This window comes from Burkholderia sp. Bp9090 (assembly GCF_003857985.1).
In the GTDB taxonomy this organism is placed as follows: Bacteria; Pseudomonadota; Gammaproteobacteria; order Burkholderiales; family Burkholderiaceae; genus Burkholderia.
The window spans coordinates 101,811-119,923 of sequence record NZ_QTPV01000009.1; the positions used below are offsets into that span (position 1 = coordinate 101,811).

Consider the following 18,113-nt stretch of genomic DNA (forward strand, 5'->3'; position numbering starts at 1 on the left):
CCGTCTACGTGTTGGTTGAGGCGGCCGGCGCCGTGACGCGCGCCACCGGCAGGCGCAGCACCGCGCGGGTGCCGCGACCGGTGACGCCAGCCGGGCGGCTGTCCGGCGCGGCTGCCGCTCGTTCGCTCGCGCGCTGGCCCGACGCAGCAGCGGCGTGACCGTTCGCACCGCCACCCGCGCGCCCGTTGCCGCCCGCCGCGCGCGGCGTGACATCGGACAGCTCGACCTCGCCGCCGAGGCGCGCGGCCGCGCTGAACGCAAGATACAGGCCGACCCCGTGTCCGCCCTGCGTGCTGTCGACCGGCATCGCGCCGAGCGATTCGCGCAATGCGGCCGGAATGCCCGGGCCGTCGTCGCATACTTCGAATTCGATCTGGTCGCCCGCCCGGTCGTTGTGCGCGAGCTTCGCGGCCAGCGTCACGCGGTGCGGGCTCGCCCGCGCGGCATTGTCGAGCAGGATCGTCAGGATCTGGCCGGCCGCGACCGTGTCGTCGAGCGCGACGCCAGACGGGCGCGCACCCAGCAGCTCGAACTGCACGTGCGGATGCCGCAGGCGCCAGTGCTCGACGAACGTGTCGAGCCAGTCATCCACCGGCTGACGGCTCGCCGGCGCGCTCGCGCGGCTGCGCAGCCGCGCGAGCGCCGACGTGCAGAGCGTCATCTGTTCTTCCAGCACCTTCAGGTCGCCCTCGTAACGCGCGAGCCCCGGATCGGCGCGTGCCGCGTCGCGCAGTTCCTCCGCGAGCATCGCGATCGTCGACAGCGGCGTGCCCATCTCGTGCGCGACGGTGGCCGCCTGCACGCCGAGCGCGACCGCCCGCTCGTCGCGCAGCAGGTGCGCCTGCGCCTCGCCGAGCGCCGCATCGCGCTGGCGCAGCGCGTTCGACATGCGCGCGACGAACCATGCGATCAGCCCGACGCTGACCATGAAGTTCGCCCACATCCCGGTGCGGTAGTAGTCGAACAGGTTCGCCGGGTTATCCATGTTGAGCGGCACCGAATCGAAGCCGAGCGCCGCGTAGCACGCGACCGCGAACGCCGCGAGCCAGATCATCAGGTGCCACGGCAGCACGGCCGCCGCGATCGCGAGCGACGGCAGGTACAGCGACACGAACGGGTTGGTCGTGCCGCCCGACAGGAACAGCAGCGCCGACAATGCGCCGAGGTCGACCCACAGCTGGCCGAGCAGCTCGAAATTGGTCTCGGGCCGCGCGCGCAGCACGCGCACCCAGGTCAGCGCGTTGAAAACGATTTCGAGCGCGATGACCATCAGCATCGCCGGCAGCGGCAGATGCACGCCGAAATAGGTCTGCACGACGCCGATCGTCACGAGCTGGCCGATGATCGCGAGATTGCGCAGCCAGAACAGGTGACTGAGGTTGACGCGCCCGGTGGTGGTGATTCGTTGCATCCGAGCAGTTTACCCGTTTAGCGCCCGGCGCCTCTACCGGGGGCCGGATCGGTGGGGACGAACGGAGCACCGGGCGAGCCGGCGTTGCATCGGGTTGCACGGGCCGGCAACCGTCAGCCGGCCGCACCGGTCATGCGTTGCGCGATCTCGTCGGCGAGGCACTCCGGACAGCGGCAACGCGTACCGGCTGCCGACGGCGCGCCGCCGGGCAGGGCCGGCATCGATGCACACCAGCACTCGAACGGCTGCGTGCCGGCGCCGCAGTCGAAGCCGCGCCCGCAGTGCGGGCAACGCGCTCGGCGCGGGGTCGAACGGGCGGCGGCGGCGGAATCGGTCATGGCTCAAGCGTGAAAGCGGGCATGCACGTCGCCCTACGCGACAAGCATAGCGCGGCGCACGGATTTTGCACGTCTGCCGTCCGGCCGATGCGTGCCGCCGACACCGCGCCGCACGCGGCGCACGTCGCCCCGCTCGCGCCGCCGGCGCGGGGGTCGGCGCAGGGGTCGGCGCGGGGGTCGGCGCAGAGTTCGGCGTGGGGTTCGGCGCAGGGTCCGGCGCCATGGCCGGCGGGCCGCCGCGCGTGGCGCCGGGCCCGCGCGATCGGCCGTCCGGCCAGCCCAAAAACCCGATGCTGCGCTGCGCCACTCCTGTACAATTCGCCCTGTTTCAACCGTTCCCAGCCAGAGCCGCCGCCATGTCCGAGCCCATCGACCTCTCGCAGATCGCCCCCACGCTGAAGGCAGAAATCCTCGCCGAGGCGCTGCCGTACATCCGCCGCTACCACGGCAAGACCGTGGTGATCAAATACGGCGGCAACGCGATGACGGAAGAGCGGCTCAAGCAGGGTTTCGCGCGCGACGTGATCCTGCTGAAACTGGTCGGCATCAATCCGGTGATCGTCCACGGCGGCGGCCCGCAGATCGATCATGCGCTGAAGAAGATCGGCAAGGCCGGCACCTTCATCCAGGGCATGCGCGTCACCGACGAAGAAACGATGGAAGTCGTCGAATGGGTGCTGGGCGGCGAAGTCCAGCAGGACATCGTGATGCTGATCAACCACTTCGGCGGCCATGCGGTGGGCCTGACGGGCAAGGACGGCGGCCTGATCCATGCTCGCAAGCTGCTGATGCCGGACCGCGACAATCCGGGCCAGTACATCGACATCGGCCAGGTCGGCGAAGTCGAGGCGATCAACCCGGCGGTCGTGAAGGCGCTGCAGGACGACGCATTCATCCCGGTGATCTCGCCGATCGGCTTCGGCGAGGACGGCCTCTCATACAACATCAACGCCGATCTGGTCGCGGGCAAGCTCGCCACGGTGCTGAACGCCGAGAAGCTGCTGATGATGACCAACATCCCCGGCGTGATGGACAAGGACGGCAACCTGCTGACCGACCTGTCGGCGCGCGAGATCGACGCGCTGTTCGAGGACGGCACGATCTCGGGCGGCATGCTGCCGAAGATCTCGTCGGCGCTCGACGCGGCGAAGAGCGGCGTGAAGTCGGTGCACATCGTCGACGGCCGCATCGAGCACTCGGTGCTGCTGGAAATCCTGACCGAGCAGCCGTTCGGCACGATGATCCGCTCGCATTGAGCGCGCGCCGCAAGACCACCCGCCCCGACCTGCCGGCGTCGCTGCGACGCCGGCGCATCTCCCGCAGCCGGCCGCGCGCCGGCTCGCCTGTCTGGCTGTTCGATCTCGACAACACGCTTCACCACGCATCGCACGCGATCTTCCCGGAGATCAACCGCGCGATGACGCAATACATCATCGACACGCTCCACGTCGGGCGCGTCGAAGCCGATCGCCTGCGCACCGGCTACACGCAGCGCTACGGCGCCGCGCTCCTCGGCCTCACGCGCCACCATCCGATCGATCCGAACGACTTCCTGCGGGTCGTGCACACGTTTTCCGACCTGCCCGCGATGCTGCGCGCCGAGCGCGGCCTCGCGCGCATCATCGCCGCGCTGCCGGGCCGCAAGTTCGTGCTGACCAACGCGCCCGAGAACTACGCGCGCGCGGTGCTGCGCGAGCTGCGCATCGAACGCCTGTTCGAGCGCGTGATCGCGATCGAGCACATGCGAGACCGGCGTGCGTGGCGCGCAAAGCCCGATCACACGATGCTGCGCCGCACGCTGCGCGTCGCGCACGCGCGGCTCGCCGACGCGATCCTCGTCGAGGATACGCGCAGCCACCTGAAGCGCTACAAGCGCCTCGGCATCGGCACCGTATGGATCACGGGCCACCTTCCGGGTCATCTGCCGAACATCGGCCGGCCGCATTATGTCGACCAGCGCATTCGTTCGTTAAAATCGCTGCGACTGGGCACACGATCGGGGCGACAAAAATGCAGCCGACTTACCCGCAGGACCAAGCCGTAACGGAAGACCAGGCCACGCCGTCCCGCCCGCGCCCGAAGCCGGGCGAGCGGCGCGTGATGATCCTGCAGACGCTCGCCGCGATGCTGGAGGCGCCGAAGCCCGAAAAAATCACGACGGCCTCGCTCGCGGCCCGGCTCGACGTGTCGGAAGCCGCGCTGTACCGGCACTTCTCCAGCAAGGCGAAGATGTACGAAGGGCTGATCGAGTTCATCGAGCAGGCGCTGTTCGGCCTCGTCAACCAGATCGTCGCGAAGGAGCCGAACGGCGTGCTGCAGGCACGCACGATCGCGCTGACGATGCTCAATTTCGCCGCGAAGAACCCCGGCATGACGCGCGTGCTGACCGGCGAGGCGCTGGTCGGCGAGGACGAGCGGCTCACCGAGCGCGTGAACCAGCTGCTCGACCGGATCGAGGCGACCGTCAAGCAGTGCCTGCGGGTCGCGCGCACCGAATCCCAGGCGCCCGACGGCGCGGCGCCGTTCGTGCTGCCGGCCGATTACGATCCCGCCGCGCGCGCAAGCCTGCTCGTCAGCTATGTGATCGGCCGGTGGCATCGCTTTGCCAAAGGCGGGTTCCAGAAGCCGCCCGGGGAACAGGCCGATGCGCATTTGCGGCTGATTCTGCAGTGACGCGCGCTTCCATCCGACTCGGCACGACCGGACAAGTGAGCCAGCGCTTCTCGATATCGGCCAGCCTCCGCGTGGAAGGCAACCTGTCCGACTACTCGGTGGCCACGGGGCAATTCACGGCAAAGTACCGCTGCTGGTAACGGGCCAGCGGGCCGCACGCCCCGATGCAATCCGCCTCCGGCGGAATTCCGCTATACTTTGCCGACTTGCCGCCCCCTTGGCGGCAGGCCGGAAGCGCGCCGATTTGCTGACTCGATTGCGGGCGCGCGAACCGGCCGGGGCCTTGACGCGTCGATGCGTCGTTCCCCGGCGGTTCACTACAAATGCGGCTAAAGAGGTCGTCAGCCGCGCACCTTCGACTCCGCGCCTCGCCGACACCATTTAGCCGCCCAGTCATATGGCATAAGGCGGAACGAATGGAATCGATCGGCATCGTCGCTCCACAGACCATGCACTTCGCCGAACCGCTGCGCTTGCAAAGCGGCAGCGTGATCGGCAACTATCAGCTCGTCGTCGAGACGTACGGCGAGCTCAACGCCGCGCGCTCGAACGCGGTGCTCGTCTGCCACGCGCTCAACGCGTCGCACCACGTCGCTGGCGTCTACGCGGACGATCCGCGCAGCACCGGCTGGTGGGACAACATGGTCGGCCCCGGCAAGCCGCTCGACACCAACCGCTTCTTCGTGATCGGCGTGAACAACCTCGGGTCGTGTTTCGGCTCGACCGGCCCGATGAGCATCGATCCGTCGACCGGCAAGCCGTACGGCGCGCGCTTCCCCGTCGTCACCGTCGAGGACTGGGTGCACGCGCAGGCGCGCGTCGCCGACGCATTCGGCATCGAGCGCTTCGCCGCCGTGATGGGCGGCAGCCTCGGCGGGATGCAGGCGCTCGCGTGGAGCCTGATGTATCCGGAGCGCGTCGCGCACTGCATCGACATCGCGTCGACACCGAAGCTGTCCGCGCAGAACATCGCGTTCAACGAGGTCGCACGCTCGGCGATCCTGTCCGATCCCGACTTCCACGGCGGCGACTACTACGCACACGGCGTGAAGCCGAAGCGCGGCCTGCGCGTCGCGCGGATGATCGGCCACATCACGTACCTGTCCGACGACGACATGGCCGAGAAATTCGGCCGTGCGCTGCGCCGTGCGGACGGCGCGCTCGACGCGTACAACTTCAGCTTCGACGTGGAGTTCGAGGTCGAGTCGTACCTGCGCTATCAGGGCGACAAGTTCGCCGACTACTTCGACGCGAACACCTATCTGCTGATCACGCGCGCGCTCGACTACTTCGATCCGGCGAAGGCGTTCGACGGCAACCTGACGGCCGCGCTCGCGCACACGCAGGCGAAATACCTGATCGCGAGCTTCTCGACCGACTGGCGCTTCGCGCCGGCGCGTTCGCGCGAGATCGTGAAGGCGCTGCTCGACAACAAGCGCACGGTCAGCTACGCGGAAATCGACGCGCCGCACGGCCACGACGCGTTCCTGCTCGACGACGCGCGCTATCACAACCTGCTCCGCGCGTATTACGAACGAATCGCCATCGAGGTGGGGGCATGAACCAGCAAGCACTGAATTCCCTGTCCGCCCGCGCGGACTTCCGCGCGATCGCCCGCTGGGTCGAACCGCGCGCGACCGTGCTCGACCTCGGCTGCGGCGACGGCTCGCTGCTGTCGCTGCTGTCGGAAGAACTCGACGTGTCCGGCTACGGGATCGAACTGAACGACGCGGGCGTGCTCGCCAGCGCGAAGAACGGGATCAACGTGATCCAGCAGAACCTCGAGGACGGCCTGCGCCTGTTCGAGGATCACAGCTTCGATTTCGCGATCCTGTCGCAAACCCTTCAGACGATCCACCAGACGGCCGCGATCCTGCGCGAAACCGCGCGCGTCGGACGCGAATGCATCGTGTCGTTCCCGAACTTCGGCTACTGGGCGCACCGGTTGTCGGTGCTGCGCGGCCGGATGCCGGTGTCGAAGTCGCTGCCTTACCAGTGGCACAACACGCCGAACGTCCGGGTGCTGACGATCAAGGATTTCGAGGCGCTCGCGCCGGAAGTCGGCGTCACGATCCTCGACCGCATCGTGCTGCACGAAGGCCAGCCGATTCGATGGGGAGCGAACTGGCGTGGTAGTCTTGCTGTCTATCGCGTCAAGCGCAGCTGAGCCGGGGGGCCGTTGACGGACGCCGACGGCCCGCACGCACGTACGGCCGCGCTCCTGTGCTACCCGCGCCGCCGCCTGCGCTGCCGCCGCCATCAGTCAACGCTACCCAGTTTCCGTCCATGTCCAAAACGCCACACGAGGCGCCCGCACTCACCGCTCACGAGGATCACCCCGGCTGGCGCGCCTATCTGAACACGCACATGCTGATCTGCGTGTTCCTGGGCTTCACGTCGGGGCTGCCCCTGTTCACGCTCGTCTACCTCGTGCAGGCATGGCTGCGCTCCGAGGGCGTGAACCTGAAGGAAATCGGCCTGTTCGCGCTGATCCAGTTCCCGTATACGTGGAAGTTCCTGTGGGCGCCGCTGATGGACCGCTACATCCCGCGCCTGCCCGGCTGGCGGCCGGGCCGCCGGCGCGGCTGGATGCTGCTCACGCAGGTGCTGGTCGCCGGCGCGATCGCCGCGCTCGGCTTCGTGTCGCCGCGCGACTCGATCTGGACGGTCGCCGCGCTCACGACGCTCGTCGCGTTCTTCGGCGCAAGCTCCGACATCGTGATCGACGCCTATCGCCGCGAACTGCTGCGCGACACCGAGCAAGGCCTCGGCAACGCGGTGCACGTGAACGCATACAAGCTCGCCGCGCTGATCCCCGGCTCGCTCGCGCTGATCCTGTCCGACCACATGCCGTGGGACGCCGTGTTCGCGCTCACCGGCGCGTTCATGCTGCCGGGCATCCTGATGACGCTGCTTGTGCGCGAACCGGAAGTCGTCGGCGCGCCGCCGCGCAACCTGCGCGACGCGATCGTGCTGCCGTTCCGCGAATTCATCCAGCGCGACGGCTGGAGCGGCGCGCTGCTCGTCATCGCGTTCATCTTCCTGTTCAAGATCGGCGACACGATGGCCACCACGCTGTCGACGTCGTTCTTCCTCGACATCGGCTTCACGCGCACCGAGATCGGCATCGTCGCGAAGACCACCGCGCTCGTCGCGAGCGTCGCCGGCGGCATCATCGGCGGCGTCTGGCTCGTGAAGATCGGGATCGGCCGCGGGCTGTGGATCTTCGGCGCGCTGCAGATGGTGTCGACGCTCGGCTTCGCATGGCTCGCGCAACTCGGCCCCGGCTCGCCGGTGCTCGCGATGCTGTACGACTTCACGGTATCGACGAGCCATGCGATCGCGGCGGCGCTGTCCGTGTTCGGCGTCGCGGTCACGCCGCAATTCAGCCCGATGACGGTCGCGCTCGCGATCGTCTACGGCGTCGAAACCTTCACGACCGGCCTGACGATGGCCGCGTTCGTCGCGTATATCGCGAGCACGACCGATCCGCGCTACACGGCCACGCAGTTCGCGCTGTTCACGAGCCTCGCGTCCGTGCCGCGCACCCTCGCATCGGCCGCGAGCGGCTTCATCGTCGCGAAGATCGGCTGGTTCGACTACTTCATCGTGTGCACCGCGCTCGCGATCCCCGGCATGCTGCTGCTGTTCAAGATCGCGCCGTGGAACGGCACCGCGCGCAACGGCGAGGCCAGCCGTGCGCAATGACCGACTGCATCGCGTGGCGCGCGTCGCCGCCGCGCTGGGCGTCGGCTTCGCGACGCTCGGCGCGGCGGGAAGCGCTCATGCGTCCGACACCGTTGCGGCCATGGCCGGCTCCGCGCCCGCTGCCCCGGCATCGCCGTCCACACCGGCTGCATCCGCTCCCCCGCCTGCAGCCGAAGCCGCGCAGCCGACCGGCGCCGCCGTGCCCGCGAAAGCCTATACGCCGGCGCCGCAGCAGGTTCGCTACGGCAATGCGATCGCGTTCCGCACGCTGATCCCGTCGCCGCTGCTCGAACAACTCACCGCGAACGAATACGCGCAGATCGTCCAGGCCGCCGCCGACAGCGACCGCCTGCTGCCCGCGAACCAGCCGCGCGTGAAGCGGCTGCGCGCGATCGTCATGAAGCTCGCGCCGTATTCGGTGAAGTGGAACGATCGTGTGAAGGGCTGGGCGTGGGACGTCAACGTGATCCGCTCGCGCGACATCCGCATCACCTGCCTGCCGGGCGGCAAGGTGCTCGTGTACGGCGGGCTGCTCGATCGCGTCCGCCTGAACGACGACGAGTTCGGCGTGCTGATCGCACACGGCATCGCGCATGCGCTGCGCGAACACGCGCGCAGCAATTTCAGCGCGACGTCGCAAACGTCGCTGCGCGCGGCCACGCTGCCGCCGCTGTTCGGCGTCGGCGATCCGCTGCCGCAGGCGCTGAACCTCGGCGAACGCCTGCAGACGTTGCGCTACGACCCGACCGATGAAACCGAAGCCGACGTGATCGGCGGCGACATCGCGGCCCGCGCGGGCTTCGATCCGCGCGCGGCGATCACGCTGTGGGACAAGCTCGCGGCGGCGACGCGCGCGAACAAGACGTCGGGCTTCATCTACATGCATCCGTACAGCGCCGCGCGGCGGCAGGATCTGCTGAACCGCCTGCCGGACCTGATGCCGCTGTATGCGAAGGCGACGGCCAAACGCGTCGACACGCTGCCCGACTACGCGGGCATCAGCGCGCAGCGGCGCAAGGTCGTACGGCGCTGAGCGCCGCACCCGGCGGCTTCCCCGGGAATCACCGGCACGCATCACCGGCGCACGAGGCCAGGCGCTACGCGCCGACTTCCGACTCGACCGGCCGGCTGCCGATTTCGCGCATCCAGCGTACTTCGTCTCCCGGGCTGCGGCCGAACAGCCGCTTGAACTCGCGGCTGAACTGCGACGCGCTCGCATAGCCGACCCGTGCCGACGCCGCACCCGCGCCGAGACCGTCCTGCACCATCATCAACCGGGCCTGGTGCAGGCGCGCGGCCTTCACATACTGCATCGGCGACGTCGCCGTCACGTGCTTGAACTGCGCGTGGAACACCGCAACGCTCATCCCGGCCTCGCGCGCGAGCGTCTCGACGTCGAGATCTGCCTTCAGGTCCGCATGGATGCGCCGCAGCGCCTTCGCGATGCGGCCGAAATGATGCTGCTGGACGAGCGCCGCCCGAATCGCGTCGCCCTGCGCCCCCGTCAGCACGCGGTATGCGATCTCGCGCATGATCGCCGGCCCGAGCACGCACGTGTCGTGCGGCGATGCGAGCGCTTCGAGCAGCCGCACCACCGCGTCGGCGAGCGGCGCGTCGAGCGGCGTCGAATAGACGCCGTGCGGCTCGCTGACTGAAGCACCCAGCGTCTCGTCGAGCAGGATCGCGAGCTCGGCGATCACCGCGAGATCGACGCGGATCGAGATCGCGAGAAACGGCTCGTCCATGCTCGCGAAGGTCTCGCATTCGAACGGCAGCGGCACCGACAGCACGAGATACTGCTGCGCGTCGTAGACGAACGAGCGGTCGCCGAGATAGCCGAGCTTGCGGCCCTGGCACACGACGATGATGCTCGGTTCGTACAGCACCGGCATGCGCGGCACGGGGCGGTTCACGCGGAAGAAGCGCACGCCGTCGAGCGCCGCCGGCGTATCGCCCTCGTTCGGCGCGAGACGCGCATGCAGCTCGATCATGCGGCGCCGCACACGGTCGCCCGTGTCGTCGAAAAGGGGTTGGAAGCTCACGGGCGTCGTCCTGTCCGGCAAGAGAATCAGGCTCGCAATGTAGCACCTTGAAAGCGTTTTGACGGCCGTTCGCGTGCAATTCGAGAGGAATAGGCAAATCTTCGAGACCTTCGTGTATTTCGCCGAAGCGGCCCGCTCCTTACGATGGGCACCTGTCTCGCCGCGTCGCCACATGATGCGGCGGCAGTCTGATTCGCCGGACGTTTCTGCCGGACAAGGAGCCCCCTGCATGAGCACAACCTACGCTTACGCGGCGACCGACGCGCGCTCGCCGCTCGCCCCGTTCGAATTCCAGCGCCGCGCGCTGCGCGACCTCGACGTCCAGATCGAGGTGCTCTACTGCGGCGTCTGCCACTCGGACCTGCACCAGGCCCGCAACGAATGGCGCAACACGATCTACCCGGTCGTGCCGGGCCATGAAATCGTCGGCCGCGTGACCGCGACCGGCCCGCAAGTGTCGCGCTTCAAGGTCGGCGAGCTGGTCGGCGTCGGCTGTCTCGTCGATTCGTGCCGCACCTGCCCGAGCTGCGCGGAAGGCCTCGAGCAGTATTGCGAGAACGGCTTCGTCGGCACCTACAACGGCCAGGACCGCGTGACCGGCGACATCACCTACGGCGGCTATTCGACGCAGCTCGTCGTCGACGAGGCGTTCGTGCTGCGCGTGCCCGAGACGCTCGACCCGGCCGGCGCCGCGCCGCTGTTGTGCGCGGGGATCACCACCTATTCACCGCTGCGCCAGTGGAACGTCGGGCCCGGCAAGAAGGTCGGGATCGTCGGCCTCGGCGGCCTCGGTCACATGGGCGTGAAGCTCGCGCGCGCGATGGGCGCGCACGTCGTGCTGTTCACGACGTCGCCGTCGAAGATCGAGGACGGCAAGCGTCTCGGCGCGCACGAGGTCGTGATCTCGAAGGACGAAGCGCAGATGAACGCGCACCTGAACAGCTTCGACTTCATCCTGAACACGGTCGCCGCGCAGCACGACCTGAATCCGTTCCTGCACCTGCTGAAGCGCGACGGCACGATGACGCTCGTCGGCGCGCCGGAGCACGACCATCCGTCGCCGCAGGTGTTCAACCTGATCTTCAAGCGCCGCCGCCTCGCGGGCTCGCTGATCGGCGGGATCGCGGAAACGCAGGAAATGCTCGACTTCTGCGCGGAGCACGGCATTACGTCGGATATCGAAACGATTCCGATGCAGCAGATCAATGCCGCTTACGAGCGGATGCTGAAGAGCGACGTGAAGTACCGGTTCGTGATCGACATGGCGTCGATCAAGCAGTAAGCGACGCACCAAACGAAACGGGGCCGCATGTTCGACATGCGGCCCCGTTTTGCGTCCGGCGACCGGACGACTCGACGGCGACGCGCAGCGCGTCGCGCCGACGCTCACTTCTTGTAGTCGTAATCGACCGTCAGCGGCGCGTGATCGCTGAACTTGATGTCCTTGAAGATCGACGTGCGCTTCGCGGTGCCGGCCACGCCCGGCGTCGCGATCTGGTAATCGATCCGCCACCCGACGTTCTTCGCGTACGCCTGGCCGCGGTTGCTCCACCACGTGTACTGCTCGGGGCGCGGATCGAGCGTGCGGAACACGTCGACGTAGCCGACATCGTCGAACAGCTGCGTGAGCCACGCGCGTTCTTCCGGCAGGCAGCCCGAATTCTTCTGGTTGCTCTTCCAGTTCTTGATGTCGATTTCCTTGTGCACGATGTTCACGTCGCCGCACAGGATCACCTCGCGCTTCTTCTTCAGCTCGGCGAGGTGCGGCATGAACTCGTCCATGAAGCGGTACTTCGCCTGCTGGCGCTCTTCGCCGCTCGAGCCGGACGGCACATACACCGACACGACCGACAGCTTGCCGTAGCGCGCCTCGACGTAGCGCCCCTCGGAGTCGAATTCGCTGCTGCCGAAGCCGATGATCACGTCATCGGGCTCGTGGCGGCTGTACACGCCCGCGCCGCTGTAGCCCTTCTTCTCGGCGTGATGGAAGTAGCTCCTGAAGCCGTGCGGCTCGACGAATTCGGCCGGCAGGTCGTCGGCCGATACCTTGATTTCCTGCACGCACACGCAGTCGGCATTCTGTTCGCCGAGCCATTCGAAGAAGCCCTTCTTCGCGGCGGAGCGGATGCCGTTCAGGTTGGCGGTAATCACTCGCATCATGTCGGGTTCCGTTGTTCAGTTCAGTTCGATGTGGTTGCAGGTTCGCAGCCTAGCGGATCTTCACGCCTTCGAGTTCCGGCTTCGGCGGCGGGAATTCGAGCTTCATGTCGGTCATCGTGCGCAGCAGCAGCTCGGCGATCATCACGTTGCGGTGCGTCTTCGAGTTCGCCGGGATCACGTACCACGGCGCATGCTCGGCCGACGTCGCGGCGAGCGCATCGCGGTACGCCGACTGGTACGCCTCCCAGTGCTTGCGCGCGTCGAGATCGGCGATGTCGAACTTCCAGTGCTTGGTCGGATCGTCGATGCGCGCCTGCAGCCGCTCGCGCTGCTCGTCCTTCGAGATGTGCAGGAAGCACTTGACGATCGTCGTGCCGTTCTCGAACAGCATCGTCTCGAAATCGCGGATCTGCCGGTAGCGGCGCTCGCATTCCTTGTCATCGATCGCGCCGATCACGCGCGGCACGAGCACGTCTTCGTAGTGGCTGCGGTTGAAGATCGCGAGCTCGCCCGCGGCCGGTACCTGCGCATGCACGCGCCAGAGGAAGTCGTGCGCGGCCTCGATCGGCGTCGGCGCCTTGAACGACACGACGCGCAGGCCGAGCGGATCGACCTCGCGGAACACGGCGCGCACGGTGCCGTCCTTGCCGCTGGTATCCATCCCCTGCAGCACGAGCAGCACGCGCTTCTTCTGCTGCGTGTGCAGGCGCTCCTGCTGGACGTCGAGCTCGGTCGATACGGCCGACAGCCGTTCGCGGTCGGCGTCCTTCGACCCCGACGAAAACGGCTTCGCGGCCGGATCGAACGCATCGAGCTTGAATGCGGCAGCTTCCTTCTCGCGCGTGCTGTACGGCACGCGGAAATCGTCGAGCGACGGTTGTTTCGCCATTCGTTCCTCCGTTGGACGGTGCGATGCACACGCGCACACGATAACGCATGCACCAAAACGACGGGCCGCCCCGAACAGGTTCGGCGGCGGCCCGTGGTCAGGCGCGGTTCAGGCGCGCGGCCATGCTCAGCCGAGTTTCTTCTTCAGCAGCTCATTGACCTGCTGCGGATTGGCCTTGCCCTTGGTCGCCTTCATCGCTTGGCCGATCAGCGCGTTGAACGCCTTTTCCTTGCCGGCGCGGAACTCCTCGACCGACTTCGCGTTCGCCGCCAGCACCTCGTCGATGATCGCTTCCAGCGCGCCGGTGTCGGAAATCTGCTTCAGGCCCTTCGCGTCGATGATGCGGTCGGCCGCGCCTTCGTCGGTCGCCTTCTCGTCCCAGATCGTCGCGAAGATTTCCTTCGCGATCTTGTTCGAGATCGTGCCGTCGGCGATGCGCTGCAGCACCAGCGCAAGCTGCGCGGCCGACACGGGGATCGCGTCGATCTCGATGCCGTCGCGGTTCAGCTGCGACGACACGTCGCCCATCAGCCAGTTCGCGGCGATCTTCGCGTTCGCCGCGCCGGCCTTCGCGACCACCGCCTCGAAGTAGGCAGCCATCGCCTTGCTCGACGTCAGCACGCCCGCGTCGTACGCGGACACGCCGTACTGCTCGACGAAGCGCTGCTGCATCGCGGCCGGCAGCTCGGGCATGCCGGCCTGCACGCGCTCGACCCAGTCACGGCCGATCACGAGCGGCATCAGGTCGGGGTCGGGGAAGTAGCGGTAGTCGTGCGCGTCTTCCTTGCTGCGCATCGAACGCGTCTCGCGCTTGTCCGGATCATAGAGGCGCGTTTCCTGCACGACTTCGCCGCCGTCCTCGATCAGCTCGATCTGGCGGCGCACTTCGTAGTTGATCGCCTCTTCAAGGAACCGGAACGAGTTCAGGTTCTTGATCTCGGCACGCGTGCCGAACTTTTCCTGGCCTACCGGGCGCACCGACACGTTCGCGTCGCAGCGGAACGAGCCTTCCTGCATGTTGCCGTCGCAGATGCCGAGCCACACGACGAGCGCGTGCAGCGCCTTCGCATACGCGACGGCCTCGGCCGCGCTGCGCATTTCCGGCTCGGTGACGATCTCGAGCAGCGGCGTGCCCGCGCGGTTCAGGTCGATCCCGGTCATCCCGGCGAAGTCTTCATGCAGCGACTTGCCCGCATCTTCCTCGAGGTGCGCGCGGGTCAGGTTGACGGTCTTCTCGTACGCTTCCTTGCCGGCCTTTTCGTTGGCGGGCACCTGGATCGTGATCTGGCCGCCCTGCACGACCGGAATCTCGTACTGGCTGATCTGATAGCCCTTCGGCAGATCGGGGTAGAAGTAATTCTTGCGCGCGAAGATGCTGCGCGGCGCGATGGTCGAGCCGATCGCGAGGCCGAAGCGGATCGCGCGCTCGACCGCGCCGCGGTTCAGCACCGGCAGCACGCCCGGCAGCGCCAGGTCGACCGGGCAAGCCTGCGTGTTCGGCTCCGCGCCGAACTGCGTCGACGCGCCCGAGAAAATCTTCGAGACGGTCGACAGTTGCGCGTGCGTCTCGAGACCGATGACGACTTCCCATTGAGTAGCCATATGCTTACACCCCTGCCGGAACTTGCTTGTGCCAGTCGGTCGCGCGCTGGAACGCGTCGGCGACCTGCAGCATCCGGGCTTCGTTGAAATAGTTGCCGATGATCTGCAGGCCGACCGGGCGCTTCGCGTTCGCGCCGGCGCCGAAGCCGCACGGCACGCTCATGCCGGGCAAACCCGCGAGGCTCACCGACAGCGTGTAGATATCCGCGAGATACATCTGCACCGGATCGTCGCCCTTCGCGCCGAGATCCCATGCGACCGTCGGCGACGCCGGGCCCATGATCACGTCGCACGACTTGAACGCTTCCTGGAAATCGTTCGCGATGATGCGGCGGATCTTCTGCGCCTGCAGGTAGTACGCGTCGTAGTAGCCGTGCGACAGCACGTAGGTGCCGACCAGGATCCGCCGCTTCACCTCGGGGCCGAAGCCTTCGGCGCGCGACTTCTTGTACATGTCGAGCAGGTCGCCGTACTGCGCGGCGCGGTGGCCGAAGCGCACGCCGTCGAAACGCGACAGGTTCGACGACGCCTCGGCCGGCGCGATCACGTAGTACACGGGGATCGACAGTTCCGTCTTCGGCAGCGACACCGGCACGAGCGTCGCGCCGAGCGCTTCATACTGCTTGAGCGCCGCGTCGATCGACGCACGCACGTCGTCGGCCAGACCATCACCGAAATACTCGTTCGGCAGGCCGATGCGCAGCCCCGCGAGCGGCTTGCCCGCATCGTTGCCGGCCGCCCACGGCTGGCCGAGATGACGCGTGAAATCCTCGTCGTCGCGCTCGAGGCTCGTCGAGTCGCGCTCGTCGAAGCCGGCCATCGCGTTCAGCAGCAGCGCGCAGTCGGACGCGCTCTGCGCCATCGGGCCGCCCTGGTCGAGCGACGACGCGAACGCGATCATCCCGTAGCGCGACACGCGGCCGTAAGTCGGCTTGATGCCCGTCACGCCCGCGAACGACGCGGGCTGGCGGATCGAGCCGCCGGTGTCGGTGCCGGTCGCGGCGGGCGCGAGGCGCGCGGCGACGGCCGCCGAGCTGCCGCCCGAGCTGCCGCCCGGCACGGCGTTCGTGTCCCACGGGTTCTTCACCGCGCCGAACGCCGAGTTCTCGTTGGACGAGCCCATCGCGAACTCGTCCATGTTGGTCTTGCCGAGCGTGACCATGCCGGCCGCCTGCAGGCGGGCGACGACGGTCGCGTCGAACGGGCTTTCGTAGTTCGCGAGCATCTTCGAGCCGGCGGTCGAGCGCCAGCCGCGCGTGACGAACACGTCCTTGTGCGCGATCGGCAGGCCGGTCAGCGCGCCGCCCGCGCCGCGCGCGAGTTCGGCGTCGGCGGCCTTCGCCTGCGCAAGGGTGAGGTCGGCATCGACATGGACGAACGCGTTCAGGTCGCGTGCCGCGTCGATCCGTTTCAGGTAGAGCTGCGCGAGCTCGACGGCCGAGCATTCCTTGGCGGCGAGCGCGGCGCGCAGTTCGGTCAGGCTTTTTGCGTGCATTGAGTGGTTTTCCTGGGAATTCTGGGTGGCGCGCGGCGCAGGCCGGCCGGCGCGCTTCTCATCGAATGCTTACTCGATCACCTTCGGCACGAGATAGAGGCCATCCTGGACGGCCGGCGCCGGACGCTGGTTGTCGTCGCGATTGACGACTTCCGTCACGGCGTCGTCGCGCAGGCGCTGCGCGACTTCCTGGATCTGTTCGATCGGGTGGGCGAGCGGCGCGATGCCGGCGGTGTCGACCGCCTGCATCTGCTCGACGAGGCCGAAGAATTCATTGAGCTGGCCGAGCGTATGCTCGGCGTCGGCGTCGGCCATTTCGAGTCGCGCGAGGTGCGCGATGCGTTTCACATCGGTCAGGGTCAGGGCCATGCGATCACCGGAAAAACAAGGCTGCGCAGCGCATCGAAAACCGCGCTGCGGCGGGGGGTTGGAGGGTACGATCCCACCCTCAAAAATCAGGGCCGAAGCGGCAAAAATACCGTCCGTTTCGATTCAAATACCGCGAAATTATAAGGTATCATTACGCGTTCGACCCAAACCCGGCAGCCTTTTCCCGCACCGTTTCGCCCCGCTTCGGCAAGCCGTGCGTGCTTCGTGCGATTCCCGGTAGACATCACTCGCAGCTTCGTGCGCCGCGGCGGCCGCTTCCGCCACGCTTCCCGAGGCTGTTATTTTTTCCGCTGCCCGCCCTCAGCGTTCGCTATGCAGGGCCGGCCCAGAGCGAAACAGGATTCTGAATGTTCGGTTTTTTGCGCAGCTACTTCTCCAACGATCTGGCGATCGACCTCGGCACCGCAAACACCCTGATCTACATGCGCGGCAAGGGCATCGTGCTCGATGAGCCGTCGGTCGTGTCGATCCGCCAGGAAGGCGGCCCCAACGGCAAGAAGACGATCCAGGCAGTCGGCAAGGAAGCCAAGCAGATGCTCGGCAAGGTGCCGGGCAACATCGAGGCGATCCGCCCGATGAAGGACGGCGTGATCGCCGACTTCACCGTCACCGAGCAGATGATCAAGCAGTTCATCAAGACGGCGCACGAGTCGCGCATGTTCTCGCCGTCGCCGCGCATCATCATCTGCGTGCCGTGCGGCTCGACCCAGGTCGAGCGCCGCGCGATCAAGGAAGCCGCGCACGGCGCCGGCGCATCGCAGGTCTACCTGATCGAGGAGCCGATGGCGGCCGCGATCGGCGCCGGCCTGCCGGTGTCGGAAGCCACCGGCTCGATGGTCGTCGACATCGGCGGCGGCACCACGGAAGTCGGCGTGATCTCGCTCGGCGGCATCGTCTACAAAGGCTCGGTGCGCGTCGGCGGCGACAAGTTCGACGAAGCGATCGTCAACTACATCCGCCGCAACTACGGGATGCTGATCGGCGAACAAACCGCCGAGGCGATCAAGAAGGAAATCGGCTCCGCGTTCCCGGGCTCCGAAGTCAAGGAAATGGAAGTGAAGGGCCGCAACCTGTCGGAAGGCATTCCGCGCAGCTTCACGATCTCCAGCAACGAAATCCTCGAAGCGCTGACCGATCCGCTGAACCAGATCGTGTCGTCGGTGAAGATCGCCCTCGAGCAGACGCCGCCGGAACTCGGCGCCGACATCGCCGAGCGCGGGATGATGCTGACGGGCGGCGGCGCACTGCTGCGCGACCTCGACCGCCTGCTCGCGGAAGAAACCGGCCTGCCGGTGCTCGTCGCCGAAGATCCGCTCACCTGCGTCGTACGCGGTTCGGGCATGGCGCTCGAACGCATGGACAAGCTGGGCAGCATCTTCTCGTACGAGTGATCGACGAGTGATCG

The 18,113-nt window shown here is 67.3% G+C and carries 17 protein-coding genes; 9 read left to right on the forward strand and 8 right to left on the reverse strand.

The features are described 5' to 3' along the window. Positions 1-4 precede the first annotated feature (4 nt). Together DIE16_RS11510 and DIE16_RS11515 are read right to left on the reverse strand one after the other, a co-directional pair. Positions 5-1,411: an ATP-binding protein gene (locus DIE16_RS11510; protein WP_044847840.1), complete on the reverse strand. Its 1,407-nt coding sequence runs from the start codon at positions 1,409-1,411 to the stop codon at positions 5-7. A 113-nt stretch (positions 1,412-1,524) separates the two neighbouring features. Continuing rightward, complete coding sequence (locus DIE16_RS11515) at positions 1,525-1,749, reverse strand: cysteine-rich CWC family protein (protein ID WP_124486691.1); 225 nt, start codon at positions 1,747-1,749, stop codon at positions 1,525-1,527. A 356-nt stretch (positions 1,750-2,105) separates the two neighbouring features. On the opposite strand from DIE16_RS11515, the gene argB reads away from it, so the two are divergent. The 7 genes from argB to DIE16_RS11565 all read left to right on the forward strand — a co-directional run bounded on the left by argB (position 2,106) and on the right by DIE16_RS11565 (position 9,163). Beyond that, a complete protein-coding gene (argB, locus tag DIE16_RS11530; RefSeq protein ID WP_006490510.1) occupies positions 2,106-3,005 on the forward strand; it encodes an acetylglutamate kinase in 900 nt (299 codons plus the stop codon). Continuing rightward, a complete protein-coding gene (locus DIE16_RS11535; protein ID WP_124892310.1) occupies positions 3,002-3,793 on the forward strand; it encodes an HAD-IA family hydrolase in 792 nt (263 codons plus the stop codon). Before argB ends, DIE16_RS11535 begins: the two co-directional genes overlap by 4 nt. Next, positions 3,760-4,422 carry a nucleoid occlusion factor SlmA gene (gene slmA / locus DIE16_RS11540; RefSeq protein WP_124486693.1) on the forward strand — a complete coding sequence of 221 codons (663 nt, stop codon included), beginning with the start codon at positions 3,760-3,762 and terminating at the stop codon, positions 4,420-4,422. Before DIE16_RS11535 ends, slmA begins: the two co-directional genes overlap by 34 nt. 416 nt (positions 4,423-4,838) lie before the next feature. Next, positions 4,839-5,984, forward strand: a complete 1,146-nt coding sequence (locus tag DIE16_RS11550) for a homoserine O-acetyltransferase (RefSeq protein WP_044847831.1) — start codon at positions 4,839-4,841, stop codon at positions 5,982-5,984. After that, positions 5,981-6,589 (forward strand): methionine biosynthesis protein MetW, encoded by a 609-nt coding sequence (gene metW / locus DIE16_RS11555; RefSeq protein WP_044847830.1) that lies wholly within the window; start codon positions 5,981-5,983, stop codon positions 6,587-6,589. The genes DIE16_RS11550 and metW overlap by 4 nt, the downstream gene beginning before the upstream one ends. Positions 6,590-6,708: 119 nt before the next feature. After that, positions 6,709-8,130 (forward strand): AmpG family muropeptide MFS transporter, encoded by a 1,422-nt coding sequence (locus tag DIE16_RS11560; protein ID WP_124486695.1) that lies wholly within the window; start codon positions 6,709-6,711, stop codon positions 8,128-8,130. Continuing rightward, positions 8,120-9,163 (forward strand): M48 family metallopeptidase, encoded by a 1,044-nt coding sequence (locus DIE16_RS11565; protein WP_124892311.1) that lies wholly within the window; start codon positions 8,120-8,122, stop codon positions 9,161-9,163. The genes DIE16_RS11560 and DIE16_RS11565 overlap by 11 nt, the downstream gene beginning before the upstream one ends. A 64-nt stretch (positions 9,164-9,227) precedes the next feature. Here DIE16_RS11565 and DIE16_RS11570 read toward each other — a convergent pair whose 3' ends face one another. Then, entirely contained in the window at positions 9,228-10,172 is a 945-nt protein-coding gene (locus tag DIE16_RS11570) for an AraC family transcriptional regulator (protein WP_044847827.1), read from the reverse strand. 229 nt (positions 10,173-10,401) lie between these two features. Here DIE16_RS11570 and DIE16_RS11575 point away from each other — a divergent pair, with 229 nt between their 5' ends. Next, positions 10,402-11,454: an NAD(P)-dependent alcohol dehydrogenase gene (locus DIE16_RS11575; protein ID WP_124486697.1), complete on the forward strand. Its 1,053-nt coding sequence runs from the start codon at positions 10,402-10,404 to the stop codon at positions 11,452-11,454. 104 nt (positions 11,455-11,558) lie between these two features. On the opposite strand, the gene DIE16_RS11580 is transcribed toward DIE16_RS11575, so the two are convergent. The 5 genes from DIE16_RS11580 to gatC all read right to left on the reverse strand — a co-directional run bounded on the left by DIE16_RS11580 (position 11,559) and on the right by gatC (position 16,687). Then, on the reverse strand, positions 11,559-12,332 hold the full coding sequence (locus DIE16_RS11580) for an exodeoxyribonuclease III (protein ID WP_044847825.1): 774 nt from the start codon (positions 12,330-12,332) through the stop codon (positions 11,559-11,561). 49 nt (positions 12,333-12,381) lie between these two features. Continuing rightward, a complete protein-coding gene (locus DIE16_RS11585) occupies positions 12,382-13,221 on the reverse strand; it encodes a polyphosphate kinase 2 family protein (RefSeq protein ID WP_124486698.1) in 840 nt (279 codons plus the stop codon). Positions 13,222-13,347: 126 nt separating this feature from the next. Next, positions 13,348-14,823, reverse strand: coding sequence for an Asp-tRNA(Asn)/Glu-tRNA(Gln) amidotransferase subunit GatB (gene gatB, locus DIE16_RS11590; RefSeq protein WP_124570763.1), 1,476 nt, complete (start codon positions 14,821-14,823; stop codon positions 13,348-13,350). A gap of 4 nt (positions 14,824-14,827) precedes the next feature. Next, positions 14,828-16,318 (reverse strand): Asp-tRNA(Asn)/Glu-tRNA(Gln) amidotransferase subunit GatA, encoded by a 1,491-nt coding sequence (gene gatA, locus DIE16_RS11595; RefSeq protein ID WP_124486699.1) that lies wholly within the window; start codon positions 16,316-16,318, stop codon positions 14,828-14,830. Between the two features lie 69 nt (positions 16,319-16,387). Further along, positions 16,388-16,687, reverse strand: coding sequence for an Asp-tRNA(Asn)/Glu-tRNA(Gln) amidotransferase subunit GatC (gene gatC, locus DIE16_RS11600; RefSeq protein WP_006407213.1), 300 nt, complete (start codon positions 16,685-16,687; stop codon positions 16,388-16,390). Between the two features lie 368 nt (positions 16,688-17,055). Between gatC and DIE16_RS11605 the strand changes: the two genes are divergently transcribed. Further along, on the forward strand, positions 17,056-18,099 hold the full coding sequence (locus DIE16_RS11605; protein WP_004189550.1) for a rod shape-determining protein: 1,044 nt from the start codon (positions 17,056-17,058) through the stop codon (positions 18,097-18,099). Positions 18,100-18,113 lie beyond the last annotated feature (14 nt).